The organism is Lysobacter stagni (assembly GCF_030053425.1).
Lineage (GTDB): Bacteria > Pseudomonadota > Gammaproteobacteria > Xanthomonadales > Xanthomonadaceae > Lysobacter_J > Lysobacter_J stagni.
This window is the reverse complement of sequence record NZ_JASGBI010000001.1, coordinates 3,550,059-3,566,506: the sequence shown is the minus strand read 5'-3', so window position 1 is coordinate 3,566,506 and position 16,448 is coordinate 3,550,059. Positions and strand designations below refer to the sequence as shown.

The window sequence follows — 16,448 nt, the reverse complement described above, 5'->3', positions numbered from 1 at the left end:
AGCGCGCTGATGCCAACGCCGCTGCGCCGCCGCATGCGCCTGGCCCGTCGCGGGGTGGCCTACGCCATCGCACTTTCGCTGGTGCTGGTCGCGCTGCTGCTGGCGTTGGCCAGCCAGGTATTGCCGCTGGCCGAGAGCAATCCGCAGCGCATCGCGGCATGGTTGAGCGAGCGCGCCGGCCGGCCTGTGACGTTCGATCGTGTCGAGACGGCGTGGACGCGACGCGGCCCGCTGCTGCGTCTGGACAACCTGCGCGTGGGCGCGGGAAACCAGGCATTCACCGTGGGCGACGCGGAGATGCTGGTGGCCGTCTACGCGGGCCTGTTGCCGGGCCATGCGTTCTCCGAACTGCGCCTGCGCGATCTGGATCTCACGCTCGAACGTGCCGACGACGGCCGCTGGAAAGTACGGGGCCTGCCGGGCCAGGAGCAACCCGCGCAGCGCGATCCGCTGTCCGCGCTGGAGGGTCTGGGCGAGTTGCAGGTGATCGGCGGCAAGCTGCGCGTCATCGCGCCGGCGTTCGGTCTGGACGCGCGCATTCCACGCATCGACATGCGCCTGCGCGTGGATGGCCCGCGCGTGCGCGCCGGTGTGCGCGCCTGGCCCAGCGACGGCGTACCGGGCGCGGCCTCGTCGCCGTTGTATGCGGTGCTCGATTTCGACCGCAAGCAGGGCGACGGCCGCGCTTACGTGGGCGCGCGTCGCGCCGACCTGGCCGCGTGGTCGCCGCTGCTGCAGATCGCCGGCATCGGCAGCGAGTCCGGACAGGGACGCGCCGAAGCCTGGGCCGACCTGCGCGGCCATCGCATCACCCGCGTGCTGGCCGACGTCGCGCTCGAGCGCGTCGGTCTGCGCGGTGCCGCGCTTGAGAGCGGTGCGGTGCCGCGCGTCGCGTTCTCGCGCGTGGAGGCGCTCGCGCGCTGGCAGATCATCGATGGCGGCTGGCGTGCGGACGCGCCGAAGCTGCGCATCGACAGCACCGGCCTGCCGCAGAAACTCGACGGACTGGCCGTGGCGGGCGGCGAGCGCTTCGCGCTGCTGGCCGACCGCATCGATGCCGGTCCGCTGCTGGCCGCAGCGGCGTTGAGCGACCGTCTCGCGCCGGGTCTGCGGGTGTGGTTGCAGAACACACGGCCGCAGGCATCGCTGCAGCGCATCGAAGTCGCCGGCGTGCGCGGCGGTGCGATGCGCGCGCATGCCCGCATCGCCTCGTTCGGATTCGGCGCCGTCGGCAACGCACCCGGCCTCAATGGCCTGGCAGGCGAATTCGACGGCGACGCGGACGGCTTCATGCTGCAGCTCGATCCGTCCTCGCCCATGCGTTTCGACTGGCCCAGCGGCTTTGGCGTGACGCACGCGGTGTCGCTGCACGGTTCGGTCGGCGGCTGGCGCGAGGGTGCCGGCTGGCGCGTGGGCACCTCGGACCTGCACGTGAAGGGCGAGAACTTCGGTGTGCGTGCGCGTGGCGGTCTGTGGTGGCAGGGCGACGGCACGCGTCCGTGGATCGACATCGCCGCCGACATCGACGAAACCCAGGTGCCGGCCGCAAAGGGCTTCTGGATCCGTCACCTCATGCCGCCTCGCGTGGTCGAATGGCTCGACAACGCATTGGTCGGCGGTCGCCTCCTCGACGGTCACGCGGTCGTGTCCGGCGACCTGGACGACTGGCCTTTCCGCGATCGCAACGGCCTGTTCGAAGCGCGCGCGCGTCTGGACAACGCTTCCGTCAAGTTCCAGCCCGACTGGCCGGCGATGGAAGGGCTCAACGCCAACGTCGCCTTCATCGCGGACGGATTCACCGTGGACGGGCAGGGGCGCCTGGCGGGCGTCGGCGTCCAGCAGGTGCACGCGGCGATCGATCACTACCGCGACGGTGCGCTCACCGTGCAGGCGCAGGGCGTTGCGGACGCGCAGCAACTGGTGCAGCTGCTGCGCGAGAGTCCGCTGCAGAAGGAACACGGCGACACGCTCCGGAGCATCAGCGCGAGCGGGCCGGCCAAGGTCGGTTTCGCCATGAACATGCCGCTGCATACGGGGGCGACGACGTCGATCGACGGCACCGTCGAACTCAAGGACGCCAAGCTGGCCGATCCGCGCTGGAAGCTGGCGTTCGACCAGGTCAATGGCCGTGCGGAATACGGTCGCGGCGGGTTCCGTGCCGACAACCTCAAGGTGCGGCACGAAGGACAGCCGGGCTCGCTGTCGCTGCGCGCGGGCGAGGCTTACGTGCGCGACAAGGGCAACGTGTTCGAAGCCGGACTCGACGCGCAGATGTCGGCGCCCGAACTGCTGGATCGGGCACCGGAGCTGGCGTGGCTGAAGCCGCACGTGAGCGGGCGTTCGGCGTGGACGGTGGGGATCGCCATTCCCAAGGCCGCGCCCGGCAAGACCGCGCCGACGCTGCTGCAGTTGCAGACCAATCTGGTCGGCACCGCGCTGGATCTACCTGCGCCGCTGCGCAAGGCTGCTGGCGACGCGCTGGCCACGTCGGTGGAAACGCCGTTGCCGATGGGTAGTGGCGATGTGCGCGTGAACCTGGGCAGCGTGATCGCGGTGCGCGCACGCAGCACCACCGACTCGATGGGTGCGAGCCGGACGGGCATCCGCCTGGCGCTGGGCAGCAATCATGTCGATGACGTGCCGCCCGCGCGTGGGCTGGTCGCGACCGGGCGTGCCGCCAGCCTGGACGCGATCGACTGGATCGGGCTGTTGCACGGCGACGGCGGCAATGGCCTGACACTGCAACGCATCGATGTCACCGCGCAGCGCCTGAATCTGCTGGGCGGCGTGTTTCCCGACACGCACCTGGTGGTGGTGCCCGCGCCGCAGGGCGCGACCGCGGTGCAGGCCGAAGGTGCGGCGCTGCAGGGCGCGGTGCTCATTCCCGCGGCCGAAGGCGCGGCCATCGCCGGCCGCTTCGACCGCATGTACTGGCGCGCGCCCAAGCGGGCTGCAGCGTCAGCCGCAACCGATGCCGCCGCACCCGTGGCGCCAGCGGAGGATCCGTTCAATCCGGCGAAGATTCCGCCGCTCACCATCGACATCGCCGACCTGCGCGTGTCCGACGCGCACCTGGGCGAAGCGAAGCTGCGCACGCAGCCGACCGCGACCGGCATGCGCATCGCGCAGGTGCAGATGCGCGCGCCCAAGCAGAACATCGACGTGACCGGCGACTGGACCGGGCGCGGCAACGTCGCACGCACGGCGCTGGACGTACGCATCGAAAGCCAGGACCTGGGGCAGATGCTGTCGGGCTTCGGCATGGGTCAGCAGCTGGCCGGCGGCAACGGCACGATGCATTTCGACGCGGCGTGGGCCGGGAGCCCGGCCGCGTTCAACCTGGCCACGCTGGATGGCAGTCTGGAGGCGAAGATCCGCGACGGCCGGCTGCTCGAAGTCGAGCCCGGCGCCGGTCGCGTGCTGGGCCTGCTCAGCCTGGCCCAGTTGCCGCGCCGCCTGATGCTGGACTTCCGTGATTTCTTCTCCAAGGGCTTCGCCTTCAACGAAGCCGGAGGAACGGTGCGCTTCGCCAACGGCACCGCGCACAGCGACGACATGATGATCGACGGCCCGGCCGCATCGATTGCCATACGCGGCAGCGCCAACCTGCGCGCGCAGAGCTTCGACCAGACCATCGAAGTGCGCCCCAAGGCCGGCAACCTGCTGACCGTGGCCGGGGCCATCGCCGGCGGTCCGGTCGGCGCGGCCATCGGCGCGGCGGCCAACGCCGTGCTGCAGCGCCCGCTGGGGCAGATGACCTCCCGCACCTACCGCGTCACAGGACCGTGGAAGGAGCCCAAGGTCGAGGTGGTGGGCAGCGAGCAGGGACGCGCCGAGGCCGAGGCCTCACCGCCGTCGGGCTGAACGGCGCGCGCATCGGTGGCGCGGGCCCGCGCTCACCGGTTGGATTCGCCGCTTGTGCCACCATCTCATGCACGATGACGGCCACTTGCCGTCCGTCCCGCATGGGACGTCCGCCCGCCGGCCCCACCGGCGCGGCACCGACCCTTTCCCGAGAGCACCCCGCGAATGACCCTGCCCATCCAGATCGCCGAAACCCGCCTCCTGCTGCCCGCCGGCCTGGACGCGGGTGGCCTTGAGCGCACGTTCGGCACCCTGATGGGCCCCGGCGTCGATTTCGGCGACCTGTATTTCCAGCATTCGCGCCGCGAGAGCTGGACGGTGGAGGACGGCATCGTCAAGGACGGTGCGCATTCCATCGAGCAGGGCGTGGGCGTGCGCGCGATCAGCGGCGAGAAGACGGGCTTCGCCTATTCGGACGAGATCAACACGCAGGCGCTGCTGTCGGCCTCGAAGTCGGCGCGTGCGATCGCGCGCGATGGTTCCGTGCACCCCGCGCACGCACTGGTGCGCAACGGCGGCCGCGAGCTCTATGCGCCCGAAGACCCCATCGACGGTTACGCCAACGAAGCCAAGGTCGAAGCGCTGCGCCGCATCGACAAGCTGCTGCGCGCGGCCGATCCGCGCGTGCAGCAGGTGATGGTGAGCCTGTCCGGTGGCGTGGACACCGTGCTGGTGGCGCGCACCGACGGTGTGCTTGCCGCCGACGTGCGTCCGCTGGTGCGTCTGAACGTGCAGGTCATCGTCGAGCAGAACGGTCGCCGCGAGAGCGGCTACGCCGGCGGCGGTGGGCGCTACAGCTACGCCGAACTGCTCGACGGCGACAAGCCGGAAAGACTGGCGCGCGAAGCACTGCGCCAGGCGCTGGTGAACCTGGAAGCCATCGACGCACCGGCCGGCGTGATGCCGGTGGTGCTGGGCAGCGGCTGGCCGGGCGTGCTGCTGCACGAAGCGGTGGGCCATGGCCTGGAAGGCGACTTCAACCGCAAGGGCACATCCACCTACGCCGGCCGCATCGGCCAGCGCGTGGCTTCGCCGGGCGTGACCATCGTCGACGACGGCACGCTGGCCGGACGTCGCGGTTCGCTCAACGTCGACGACGAAGGCACACCCACCCACTGCACCACGCTGATCGAGGATGGCATGCTGGTGGGCTACATGCAGGACACGCTCAACGCGCGCCTGATGGGCATGGCGCCCACCGGCAACGGTCGTCGTGAATCGTTCGCGCACCTGCCGATGCCGCGCATGACCAACACCTACATGCTCGCCGGCCAGCACGATCCGGAAGAGATGATCCGCTCGGTGAAGAAGGGCCTGTACGCGGTCAACTTCGGCGGCGGCCAGGTCGACATCACCAGCGGCAAGTACGTGTTCTCCGCGACCGAGGCGTATCTGATCGAGGACGGAAAGATCACCGCGCCGGTGAAGGGTGCCACGCTGATCGGAAACGGCCCCGAGACGATGCAGCGCGTGAAGATGATCGGCCACGACCTCGCGCTGGACGAAGGCGTCGGTGTGTGCGGCAAGGATGGCCAGAGCGTCCCGGTGGGCGTCGGCCAGCCGTCGCTGCTGATCGACCAGCTGACGGTGGGCGGTACGCAGGCGTGAGCGGCGCGCTTCGTCGCGCGGGCACCATGATGACTTTCACCGTTCGTCCTGAGAACAGCGCAGCGAAGTCGAAGGAAGAACGGAGGAGCGATGTCGCCGCGGCGATGTTCCGGGTCTTTCACCCCTTCGACTTCGCGGCTTCGCCGCTACGCTCAGGGCGAACGGTCAAGAGCGATGGCGCCGTATCGCCCTCAATCCTCGACGTTGTCCGCGTCTTCCTCGTCAGTGCCCGCGCTTCCACCCACGATCAACTCGCGCAGTTCGCGGTACAGCTCGCGGAACTGCCGCGGCGGCTTGTTCTTGTTGCGCTCGTCCACCGCGCCGCGCACCAGGGCGCGCAGGTGCTGGCGGTCGGCCGTAGGGTATTCGTCGAGCAGCTGCGCCAGCGCGGCGTCGCCGTCGGCGAGCAGGCGTTCACGCCACGCTTCGACGCGATGCATCGCCGCGACCTCGCGCCGCGCCGCTTCGCCGTCCTCGTCGAGCGCGTCGCGGATCGCGTCGAGCACGTCGTCGTCCTCGCGGCGCATCTGCTTGGCCAGGTACGCCAGCTGGCGCTTGTGCGCGATGTGCGCGGTGATGCGCCTGCAATCGCGGATGTGCGGGAGCAGCGAATCGGGGATCGGCAGCTTCGCCAGCTGCGCCTCGGTCAACGCCACCAGCTTCTCGCCGAGCGCCAGCACCTCCAGCGCGTCGCGCCGGTTCTGGCTGCGGCTGGGGCTGAAAAACTCGCCGGATTCTTCGTCTCTGCCACGCATGCTTCGATGTTCCATGGATCGTCGCGCACGCGGCGGGGCCGGGCCCGGAGCGCCTACGCTGTCAAATACCGTCCCGCGGCTGCGGGATCGCAAGTGAAAGGATAAGCCATTGAACGTGATCGCATCCCCGCTGCCGGCCTACGCGGCCTCCCTCGGCGACAGCCAGGCGCGCCTGGACGTCCTTGCCGACCTCTCGCAGCGCCTGCTGGAGAGCGCCCGCGCCCGCGGAGCCACCCAGGCGGAGGTCTCGTGCTCCGAGGATTCCGGCCTGAGCGTCAACGTCCGCATGGGCGAGGTGGAAACCGTTGAGTCCACGCGCGACCGCGGCATCTCCGTCACGGTGTACTTCGGCAAGCGCAAGGGCAGCGCCAGCACCGCGGACCTGCGTGAAGACAGCCTGGACGCCACGGTCGAACAGGCCTGCGCGATCGCGCGCCACACCGAGGACGACGCCGCCGCCGGCCTGGCCGAGGCCGATCTGATGGCCACCGACCTGCGCGAGTTCGATTCATGGCACCCGTGGATGATCGACGCCGACCGCGCGATCGACCTCGCGCTGGCCAGCGAACAGGCCGGTCGCGAAGCCGATTCGCGCATCGCCAATTCCGATGGCGCGTCGGTGGGCACCGGCGAGAGCGTCAGCGTGTACGCCAACTCGCACGGGTTCGTCGGGCGCGAGCGCAGCACGCAGCACAGCCTCAGCTGCGCGTTGATCGCAGGCCAGGGCGATGCGATGCAGCGCGACGGCTGGTACACGTTCGGTCTGTCGGCCGATGATCTGGAATCGGCCGCGACGGTCGGCCGCAAGGCCGCGCAGCGTGCGGCCTCGCGACTGGAGCCGCGGCAGATCGCCACGGGCGAATACCCCGTGCTGTTCGCCTCGGAAATGGCGCGTTCGCTGGTGGGGCATCTGCTGGGCGCAGTCTCGGGCGGTGCGCTGTACCGCCGCGCCAGCTTCCTCGTCGACTCCGCCGGCCAGCAGCTGTTCCCGGACTGGTTCGCGATCGACGAGCATCCGTTCCTGCCGCGCGGTTTCCGTTCCGCGTCGTTCGATGCCGAAGGCGTGGCCACGCGCGAATCCCCGCTGGTGAAGGGCGGCGTGTTGCAGCGCTACATCCTGGGCAGCTATTCCGCGCGCAAGCTGGGCCTTGCGACCACTGCCAACGCCGGCGGCGTGCACAACCTGCAGGTCGAGGCGAACGCGGGCGACTTCGACGCCATGCTGCAGGGCATGGGCCGCGGTCTGCTGGTCACCGAGCTGATGGGGCAGGGCGTGAACACCGTGACCGGCGACTATTCGCGCGGCGCCGCCGGCTTCTGGGTGGAGAACGGACAGATCCAGTACCCGGTCGACGGCATCACCGTCGCGGGCAACCTCAAGGCCATGTTCTCCGCCATCGAAGCCGTGGGCAGCGACGTGGACCTACGCTCGCACGTGCGGACCGGTTCGATCCTGGTCGGCCGCATGACCGTGGCGGGCGAGACGGGCGAGTGACCGCGCCAGCGCCACGCGCTTGACCTGTCATTGCGCCGGGCGGAAAGTGCTCCTGGACCTCCATGGAGCATTGCCGTATGAGCGAGAACCCCGTCGATCCGGGCCAGCCCGCAGCCCCACCGCCGCCTCCGCCGCAGGATCACCATCAAAGCGGCGTCGCCGCGCAGGAACGCCAGTGGGCGATGTTCGCGCACCTGGCCGCCATCCTCGGTGCGATCCTGACCTCCGGCATCGGTGGCTGGGGCACGTTCCTCGGGCCGTTGATCATCTGGCTGGTGAAGAAGGAAAGCATGCCCTTCGTCGATGACCAGGCCAAGGAAGCGCTGAACTTCAATATCACCGTGGCGATCGTCTGGGTGGTGCTGTGGCTGCTGGTGTTCACCTTCGTCGGCATCATCATCGCCGTCCCGGGCTTCCTGATCACCGGCATTGCCTGGCTGGTGCTCACCATCATTGCGGCCATCAAGGCCAATGACGGCATCGCGTACCGCTATCCGTTCTCGTGGCGGCTGGTGAAGTAGCCGGACCATCGGCCATGGACGCTTCACCGCAGCAAGAGTTGGTGGAGCGTCTGTGCGCGATATTCCCGGCGTTCCGTTCCGAATGGCAACTGGACCAGGAAGATGCGACGTGGCCGAGTGAATCGCTTCATTCGGTGTACCAGTCGTTCCTGCCGTTCGTGTCGGGCGCGAAGCCTTCCGTGCAGCAACTTCGGTGTCTCGCCGGCTTGATCGACGGCGAGGTGGCGCGAGGTGGCGATGCGGAGAACGCCGTCGCCACCTGTCTGTTGGAACACCTAGGCCAGGTCGGCATGTTGCCGGCCCTGCGCCCTCTGCTGGGCAGCGAGGCTCGCGTCCGGCTGTATTCCTGACAAGGCGGATCGTCGCTTGCCGCGCGATCAGCGATCGCGTTCGATCGCCATCCTGCCCAGCTCGGCCAGCCCGTCGGCACGCGCGCCGAACGGGGCCAGCGCATCCGCCATCGCGGCGCGCAGTTCGTCCAGGCGCGCGCGCGAGGCGTCGCGTCCGATCAACGCGGGGAAGGTGGCCTTGTCCTGCGCCACGTCCTTGCCGGCGGTCTTGCCGAGCGTGGCGCTGTCGCCTTCGATGTCGAGCAGGTCGTCGCGCACCTGGAAGGCCAGGCCCAGCGCGTCCGCGTAGCGATCGAGGCGGGCCAGATCGTCCGGGGAAGCGCCACCGCAGAGCGCGCCCATGCGCACCGACGCGCGGATGAGCGCCCCGGTCTTGAGCGAGTGCAGCGTTTCCAGCTGCGAAACGGAAAGCGAGGTGCCGTTGCCGGTCGCCGCCAGGTCCAGCGCCTGCCCGCCGCACATGCCGGCGGCGCCGGAGGCGATGGCCAGCGTGCGCAGCAGCTCGACGCGGATGGAATCACTGGCGCCCGTGTTCGCCAGCACCTCGAACGCGAGCGACTGCAATGCATCGCCCGCAAGGATGGCGGTGGCTTCGTCGAAGGCGACGTGCACCGTCGGCTGACCGCGACGCAGGGCGTCGTCGTCCATCGCGGGCAGGTCGTCGTGCACCAGCGAATAGGCATGGATCAGTTCGACCGCGACGGCGGGCGCGTCCAGCACGTCCGCGCGCACGTCGAACAGCGCGCCGGCGGCGTACACCAGCATCGGCCGCATGCGCTTGCCGCCGAGCAGGACGGCATGGCGCATCGCCGCGTGCAGGCGTTGCGGCGGCGATGAAGGATCGGGCAGTGCGCGTTGCAGCGCGGCGTCGGCGCGTTCGCGCCAGCCGGCGAGGTCAGCCATCGTGGCCGTTCTGCGGGCTGGGCGTGGCGAACGGCTCTGCGTTCGCCGGGTACTGCGGATCGGTCAGCAGGCGCACACGCAGTTCGGCTTCTTCCAGCGCGCTCTGGCAGCGGCGGTAGAGGCCGACACCGCGCTCGTAGGCCGCCAGCGAGTCTTCCAGGCTCATCTCGCCGTGTTCCATCTTGTCGACGAGTTGCTCCAGCGCATCGAGCGACTTCTCGAAATCGCTGACCGGCGATGCGGCGTTCGATTCTTCGTTGGCGGGTTTGCGGGCCATGTGCGAAGTGTGGCGCCGCGAGGGAACGGAATCAATTGCCGTGGTGGGCGTCCGGCCGCGGTTGCCAGTGCAGTCGGGCGCCGATCCCGCGCAGCCAGCGGTCGAAGGACGCGGCATAGGCCAGGTCGCCGATGGCCAGGACGTCGCCGTCGGTGTCGCTCAGCAGGGGGAGGCGCTCGCGTTCCCAGGGTGGCACGCCGAGGTCCTGCAGGACGTGCTTGAGCGTGTGCGAATGCGCACGGCCGGGCAGGACGATGCGTTCGCCACCGCGGCGCGCGTGTGCGATCAGCGGGCGGTCGAAATGCGGAGCGCCTTCCAGGTGCAGCCATCCCCCGTGGGGCAGGCCCAGTGGCGTGGTCCCATCCCATTCGACGCGCCAGTCCCCCGGCAATGCGGGCTGCAGTCCGCCGGCCCACAGCAGATCACGCCAGCTGCGCACGACCGCGCCATGCCACTGGAACAACGCCTCGGCATCCTCGCGCGCATCGAGCAGTTCGCCTTCGATGCGTTCGATGCCGTTGGCGGGCAGCGGCGGCAACCCGAGGGAGGCGATCCAGTGCCGGATCACGCGTGCGCGCCGCATCGTGGGAAGCGAACGCAGCCGTGTACGGGAGAGGCACTGCGGATCGGCCGTGGCCACACGCGCGAACGCGTGCGCGTCCTCATCGGCCAGCAGTTCGTGCGCCTGCGCGCACAGTACGGCCGAGCGTGCCAGGGTCGCCTCCGCCTGCGGCCAGCGTTCCCGCAGCAATGGCAGGACGCGGTGGCGCAGGAAGTTGCGATCCAGGCCTTCGTCTTCGTTGCTGGGATCGTCGATCCACGCCAGCCCGTGCGCGTGCGCGTAGGCAAGCAGGTCTTCCCGTGCGGTGTCGAGCAGTGGGCGCCACAGGTGGCCGGGGCCGAACTCACGCCAGCGGCGCATCGCCGCCAGGCCGTCCGGCCCCGAGGCACGCAGCGCACGCAGCAGGAACGTCTCGGCCTGGTCGTCGCGATGGTGTGCCAGCGCGAGAACCTCGCCCGGCAACAGCGTGGATTCGAACGCGGCATGCCGTGCCTCGCGCGCCGCGGCTTCCAGCCCACGGCCGTCGCGAACCACCCCGACGCGGACGACCATGAGCGGAACGTTCAGCGTTGTGCAGACGCGTTCGCAGTGTTGCGTCCATGCATCGGCATCGGCGTGGAGGCCGTGGTGGACGTGGATCGCCCGCAGCCCGCCCTCGCGCCCGTGCACTGCCAGCAGATGCAGCAGCGTGGTGGAGTCCAGCCCGCCGCTGAAGCCCACGCACAGCGGCGCCGCAGGGCGGTCGTGCAGGGCGTGCAGGAGCGGGGCGGGCGGCGGCGGGATCATCCACGGATGGTGCCATGGCGGTGGAATGCAGCAACCCATGCATGGGGCTGTGCTGGCGGCCGGACGGACGCACCATCTGTCCTGCATCCCGCTGTCCGCCTTCCAGGAGTATCGCCGTGGCCCGGCTTTTCGATCCGATCGAGCAACGCTCGCTGACCCTGCGCAACCGCCTCGTGGTGGCGCCGATGTGCCAGTACTCGGCGGTCGACGGCGTGCCCAACGACTGGCACCTGGTGCATCTGGGCAGCCGCGCCGTGGGCGGCGCCGGCGCGATCATCGCCGAAGCCAGCGCCGTCTCGGCCGAAGGCCGAATCTCGCCGGCCGATACGGGTCTGTGGAACGACCGGCAGGCCGAGGCGTGGTCGCGCATCGCGCGTTTCATGGCCTGCCAGGGCGCGGTACCGGGCATCCAGCTGGCCCATGCCGGACGCAAGGCCAGCGTGGCGCCGCCGTGGTTGGGCAGCATCGCGGTGACGGAGGAAGACGGCGGCTGGACGCCTGTCGCACCGTCGGCCATCGCCTTCAGCGAAACCTCGCCGGTGCCGCGCGCGCTGACGCAAGGCGAGCTGCGCAACGTCGTCGACGATTTCGCCTGCGCCGCGTGGCGCGCGCAGGCTGCCGGCTTCCAGCTGGCGGAGATCCATGCCGCGCATGGTTACCTGCTGCACCAGTTCCTCTCGCCGCTGTCGAACCATCGCACCGATGCGTACGGCGGTTCGTTCGAGAACCGCATCCGTCTGTTGCTGGAAGTGATCGACGCCGTGCGCAAGGTGTGGCCGGAGCGCCTGCCGCTGTGGCTGCGCGTGTCGGCGACCGACTGGACCGAGGGTGGCTGGGACGTAGGGCAGAGCATCGAGCTGGCGCGCATCGTGAAAGCGCGCGGCATCGACCTGATCGATGTGTCCAGCGGTGGGCTGGTGCACAGCGCGAAGATCCCGCTGGAGCCCGGCTACCAGGTGCCGTTCGCCTCGCGCATCCGGCACGAGGCCGGCATCGCGACGGGTGCGGTGGGCCTGATCACGAAATCGGACCATGCCGGGTCCATCGTGGAGAACGGCGATGCCGACGTGGTGCTCATCGCCCGCGAACTGCTGCGCGATCCGTATTTCCCGCGGCGCGCGGCGAAGGAGCTGTCAGGCGAGCTGCATGCGCCGGAGCAGTATCTGCGGGCGTGGTGAAGCGCCGTACGTCGGTTATAGAGGCTGACGCGGCGGGCGCGGAGCGATCTTGGCCTTGGGATCGCGCGCGATATTGCGCAGCGACTGCAGGAACGGTTCCGCGTGCTTCAGGTAGACATAGGGGGGCCGCGGCGTTGCAGATGCCTATGTTGCTGTCGCCCTTATCCAGGAACACCACGTAGTGCGCGCCGGCGACCAGCGGAATCCCGCAGTCTCCGCCGCCATAACCGGAAGCCACGGTCGGCACGCGGTTGACCGACCCCTTGAACGCCTCGATCTGCGTGAAGCGGGCGACCTGTTTTGGGTAGCACCGCGACGCCATCGGTCCGACGGAACATTGTCTCCGCGACATCGGATCTTCAGTTTGCCAACCCACGCTTTCCACGCGTATCAGCGCGACGTCGGCTGCCTGCTTCCACCAGGCATCCGTTCCGGCTGGACAGGTGCAGGCCTGTGCAATGCTCGGAATGAGCATGAGGCTCGCGATGAGGGCGAGCCTCATCATCGTCACGCCGCCTCGTACGCCCCGTAGCTGCGCAGCCGCTTGTAACGGCGATCCAGCAGGTCCTCGACCGGCAACTGCTCCAGCGCGTCGAGTTCGTTGAGCAGCACGGCCTTCAGGCGCGTGGCCATCTGCTTCGGGTTGCGATGCGCGCCGCCGATGGGCTCGCGCACGATCTTGTCGATCAGGCCCAGGCCCAGCAGGCGCTTGGCCGTGAGGCCCAGCTGCTCGGCGGCGTCCTTGGCCTTGGCGGCGTCCTTCCACAGGATCGACGCGCAGCCTTCCGGAGAGATCACCGAGTAGGTGCTGTATTCCAGCATCATCGTGCGATCGCCCACGCCGATGGCGAGCGCGCCGCCGGAGCCGCCTTCGCCGATCACGGTGCAGATCACCGGCACCTTCAGCTCGCTCATCTCCAGCAGGTTGCGGGCGATGGCTTCGGACTGGCCGCGTTCTTCCGCGCCCACGCCGGGGTAGGCGCCCGGAGTGTCGATGAAGGTCAGCAGCGGCAGCTTGAAGCGCTCGGCCAGCTTCATCAGGCGCAGCGCCTTGCGATAGCCCTCCGGACGCGGCATGCCGAAGTTGCGCTTGATCTTGCTCTTGGTGTCGCGGCCTTTCTGGTGGCCGATGATCACCACGCTGCGGCCGTTGATGCGGCCCAGGCCACCCACGATGGCGGCGTCGTCGGCGTAGGCGCGATCGCCGGCGAGTTCCTGGAACTCGTCGCATATCACGCGGATGTAGTCGTTGGTGTACGGGCGCGCCGGGTGGCGGGCCAGCTGCGAGACCTGCCACGGGCTGAGGTCGCGGAAGATCTGCGCGGTGCGCAGGCGCAGCTTGTCCTGCAGGGCATGCACTTCGGCGTCCACGTCCACGGCCGGGCCGTTGCTGGCATGGCGCAGTTCCTGGATCTTGGCTTCCAGGTCGGCGATGGGCTGCTCGAAGTCGAGGTAATTCGGGTTCATGCTCGGGCCGGTGGCCGGAAAGTGGGACAGTCTAGCCGACGCCGGGTGACCGTACCGAGAGGTGTGTTTGCAGTATGGAATCCACAACACCTGCTGCCGGCGGCCATTGAAAACGACTTCATCGGGCCGTCCCGCCGCCCCCGTGCTTGAATCCGGACACGGATCGGAAGGGGATGGGGATGAAGGTCATGGGGTGGGCGCGGGTCGTCGCGCTGCTGTTCGCGGTCGTGGGGCCGGCAAGTGCCGCCGGCTGGCGCCATCTGGGCGATGCGGACCGGATCGAGCGCCGCCCGGACGGCGTCATCGTCCGCAGCGGCCCCGCTCGAGTGCAGGTAAGTGTCCACGCGGATGGCGTGTTCCGTGTCCGGCTGGCGCCGGACGGAAGGCTCGATGGCGACGCCTTATGGGCGGTCGTGCAGGGTGCCGGGCCGTCGAGCGTGACCATCGAGGAAACCCGTGACGCGGTCCGCGTGCACGGCGACCGCCTCACCGCCGTCGTGCACCGCTCGCCGCTGCGGGTGGATTTCGTCGACGACGACGGCCGGGTACTCCTTGCGGACGACGCTTCGCTGCCGATGGCCTGGCTGCCAGGCGAGCACGACACGCGCGTGCGCGTCTGGAAATCGATGCCGACCGATGAGCACTACTACGGCCTGGGCGACAAGGCCGGCCCGCTGGACCGTCGCGGTCGCGCCTTCGCGATGTGGAACACCGAATCGTACGGATGGCAGGGCACCAGCGATCCGCTGTACAAGTCGATCCCGTTCTTCATCGGCCTGCGCGGCGGTGTCGCATACGGCGTGTTCTTCGACAACACGCACCGCAGCAGTTTCGATTTCGGAAAGGAAACCGACGCCACGCTGTCGTTCGGCGCGGACGGCGGTGCACTGGACTACTACTTCATCGCCGGTCCGAAGCCGGCACAGGTGGTCGAGCGCTACACCGCGCTGACGGGGCGCACGCCGCTGCCGCCGTTGTGGACGCTGGGCTTCCAGCAGTCGCGCTACACCTACAACCCGGAAGCGAAGGTGCGGGAAGTCGCCGCGATGCTGCGCAAACAGCGCATTCCCAGCGACGCGATCTACCTCGACATCGACTACCAGCAGGGCTACGCGCCCTTCACCATCGATCGTGCGCAGTTCCCGCATTTCGAGCAGATGATCGCCGACCTGCGCGCGCAGGGTCTGCGCACGGTGCTCATCACCGACCTGCACATCAAGCACGATCCCGGCAAGGGCTATGCGCCGTTCGACTCCGGCATGGCCGCCGATGTGTTCATCCGCAATCCCGATGGCTCGCTGTACATCGGGCCGGTGTGGCCGGGCGATGCGGTGTTCCCGGACTTTACCCTGTCGCGCGTGCGCGACTGGTGGGGCGCGCTGTACCGCGACTTCGCGGCGATGGGCGCGGCCGGCTACTGGAACGACATGAACGAGCCGTCGGTGTTCAACGTGCCCGGCAACACGATGTCGCTGGATGCCGTGCATCGCATGGACGACGGCACCACGCGCGACCACCGCGCGATCCACAACGTCTACGGCATGCTCAACGCGCGTGCGACCTACGAAGGCCTGCTGGCATTGCAGCCGTCGCAGCGTCCGTTCGTGCTCACGCGCGCGGCCTACGCGGGTGCGCAGCGGTATGCGGCGACCTGGACCGGCGACAACACCGCCAGTTGGCACCACCTCGCGCAGAGCACGCCGAACCTGCTGAGCCTGGGGCTGTCCGGCGTCGCGCTGGCGGGCGACGACATCGGCGGTTTCATCGGTTCGCCGCCGCCGGATCTGCTGACGCGCTGGTTCCAGTTGGGCGCGTTCAACCCGGTGTTCCGCAACCACGCCGCCACCGACACGCGTCCGCACGAAGCATGGGTGGACGGGCCGGAACAGGAAGCGCTGCGGCGCGCGGCGATCGAGCAGCGTTATCGCCTGTTGCCCTACCTGTACACCGCCGCCGAGGAAAACGCACGCACGGGATTGCCGATCATGCGCCCGGTGTTCCTGCAATACCCGCAGGCACAGGCGTCCTACGGCAACGATCGCGACTTCCTGTTCGGCGCGGACCTGTTCGTGGCCCCTGTCGTCGATGAACGGCTGGATGCGCACGCAGTCACGTTGCCGCCCGGCGAGTGGTACGCGTTCGGTACATCGCAGCGTGACGTCGCGGGGAAGGAACCGTTCCGCTTCGATCCCCGTCCGGTAGCCGTGCCCGTCTACGCGCGCGCCGGCGCGATCGTGCCGATGCAGCCGCTGGTGCAGCACACCGGCGAATCGCCGAAGGGGCCGCTGCAGCTGCAGGTGTACCTGCCTTCCTCCGAAGCGAAGGCCGAATGCGGCGGCGCGCTGTACCAGGACGACGGTGAGAGCTTCGCTTACCGCGATGGTGCGTATCTGCGCGTTTCGTATGCCTGCGAATCGGTCGGCCCGGCGACGACCATCGCATCGCACATCGAACACGATGGCTTCGCGCCGTGGTGGAACCAGGCGCAGGTGACGGTGTTCGGGGTATTGCGCAAGCCGGCGTCGGTGGCGGTGGACGGCATCGAGGCGAAGGGCTGGCGTTACGACGCCAAGGCGGGAACGGTGGTGTTCAACGTGGCGGACGCGCGGCGCAACTGGCGGGCGGAACTGCGCGACTGACGTCGCCCCCCCGCTTCCGACGCTTCGCGCCACCTTCTCCCGC

At 69.2% G+C, this 16,448-nt stretch carries 12 protein-coding genes; 7 read left to right on the top strand and 5 right to left on the bottom strand.

The genetic code is table 11. From position 1 onward, the window contains the following. Positions 1-9 precede the first annotated feature (9 nt). Positions 10-3,864: a YhdP family protein gene (locus QLQ15_RS16525; RefSeq protein ID WP_283213835.1), complete on the top strand. Its 3,855-nt coding sequence runs from the start codon at positions 10-12 to the stop codon at positions 3,862-3,864. Between the two features lie 165 nt (positions 3,865-4,029). Beyond that, entirely contained in the window at positions 4,030-5,472 is a 1,443-nt protein-coding gene (tldD, locus tag QLQ15_RS16520; protein WP_283213834.1) for a metalloprotease TldD, read from the top strand. A gap of 191 nt (positions 5,473-5,663) precedes the next feature. On the opposite strand, the gene yjgA is transcribed toward tldD, so the two are convergent. Next, the gene (gene yjgA / locus QLQ15_RS16515) at positions 5,664-6,227 is read right to left on the bottom strand and encodes a ribosome biogenesis factor YjgA (protein WP_283213833.1); all 564 of its coding nucleotides are present in this window, start codon (positions 6,225-6,227) and stop codon (positions 5,664-5,666) included. A gap of 109 nt (positions 6,228-6,336) precedes the next feature. Between yjgA and pmbA the strand changes: the two genes are divergently transcribed. The 3 genes from pmbA (at position 6,337) to QLQ15_RS16500 (ending at position 8,593) form a co-directional block, all read left to right on the top strand. Further along, positions 6,337-7,722, top strand: coding sequence for a metalloprotease PmbA (gene pmbA / locus QLQ15_RS16510; protein ID WP_432277829.1), 1,386 nt, complete (start codon positions 6,337-6,339; stop codon positions 7,720-7,722). A gap of 77 nt (positions 7,723-7,799) precedes the next feature. Continuing rightward, complete coding sequence (locus tag QLQ15_RS16505; protein WP_283213832.1) at positions 7,800-8,243, top strand: DUF4870 domain-containing protein; 444 nt, start codon at positions 7,800-7,802, stop codon at positions 8,241-8,243. Positions 8,244-8,257: 14 nt separating this feature from the next. Continuing rightward, positions 8,258-8,593, top strand: coding sequence for a hypothetical protein (locus QLQ15_RS16500; RefSeq protein WP_283213831.1), 336 nt, complete (start codon positions 8,258-8,260; stop codon positions 8,591-8,593). Between the two features lie 27 nt (positions 8,594-8,620). Here QLQ15_RS16500 and QLQ15_RS16495 read toward each other — a convergent pair whose 3' ends face one another. Genes QLQ15_RS16495 through tilS form a run of 3 tightly spaced genes read right to left on the bottom strand, consistent with a single transcriptional unit; the run spans position 8,621 to position 11,121 of the window. Next, positions 8,621-9,496: a polyprenyl synthetase family protein gene (locus QLQ15_RS16495; RefSeq protein WP_283213830.1), complete on the bottom strand. Its 876-nt coding sequence runs from the start codon at positions 9,494-9,496 to the stop codon at positions 8,621-8,623. Continuing rightward, positions 9,489-9,773, bottom strand: a complete 285-nt coding sequence (locus tag QLQ15_RS16490; RefSeq protein WP_283213829.1) for an exodeoxyribonuclease VII small subunit — start codon at positions 9,771-9,773, stop codon at positions 9,489-9,491. The genes QLQ15_RS16495 and QLQ15_RS16490 overlap by 8 nt, the downstream gene beginning before the upstream one ends. 31 nt (positions 9,774-9,804) lie before the next feature. Then, the gene (tilS, locus tag QLQ15_RS16485) at positions 9,805-11,121 is read right to left on the bottom strand and encodes a tRNA lysidine(34) synthetase TilS (RefSeq protein ID WP_283213828.1); all 1,317 of its coding nucleotides are present in this window, start codon (positions 11,119-11,121) and stop codon (positions 9,805-9,807) included. A 116-nt stretch (positions 11,122-11,237) separates the two neighbouring features. On the opposite strand from tilS, the gene QLQ15_RS16480 reads away from it, so the two are divergent. Next, positions 11,238-12,299 carry an NADH:flavin oxidoreductase/NADH oxidase gene (locus tag QLQ15_RS16480; RefSeq protein WP_283213827.1) on the top strand — a complete coding sequence of 354 codons (1,062 nt, stop codon included), beginning with the start codon at positions 11,238-11,240 and terminating at the stop codon, positions 12,297-12,299. Between the two features lie 507 nt (positions 12,300-12,806). Here QLQ15_RS16480 and QLQ15_RS16475 read toward each other — a convergent pair. Beyond that, on the bottom strand, positions 12,807-13,766 hold the full coding sequence (locus QLQ15_RS16475; protein ID WP_283213826.1) for an acetyl-CoA carboxylase carboxyltransferase subunit alpha: 960 nt from the start codon (positions 13,764-13,766) through the stop codon (positions 12,807-12,809). Between the two features lie 179 nt (positions 13,767-13,945). Here QLQ15_RS16475 and QLQ15_RS16470 point away from each other — a divergent pair, with 179 nt between their 5' ends. Then, the gene (locus QLQ15_RS16470) at positions 13,946-16,405 is read left to right on the top strand and encodes a glycoside hydrolase family 31 protein (RefSeq protein WP_283213825.1); all 2,460 of its coding nucleotides are present in this window, start codon (positions 13,946-13,948) and stop codon (positions 16,403-16,405) included. Positions 16,406-16,448 lie beyond the last annotated feature (43 nt).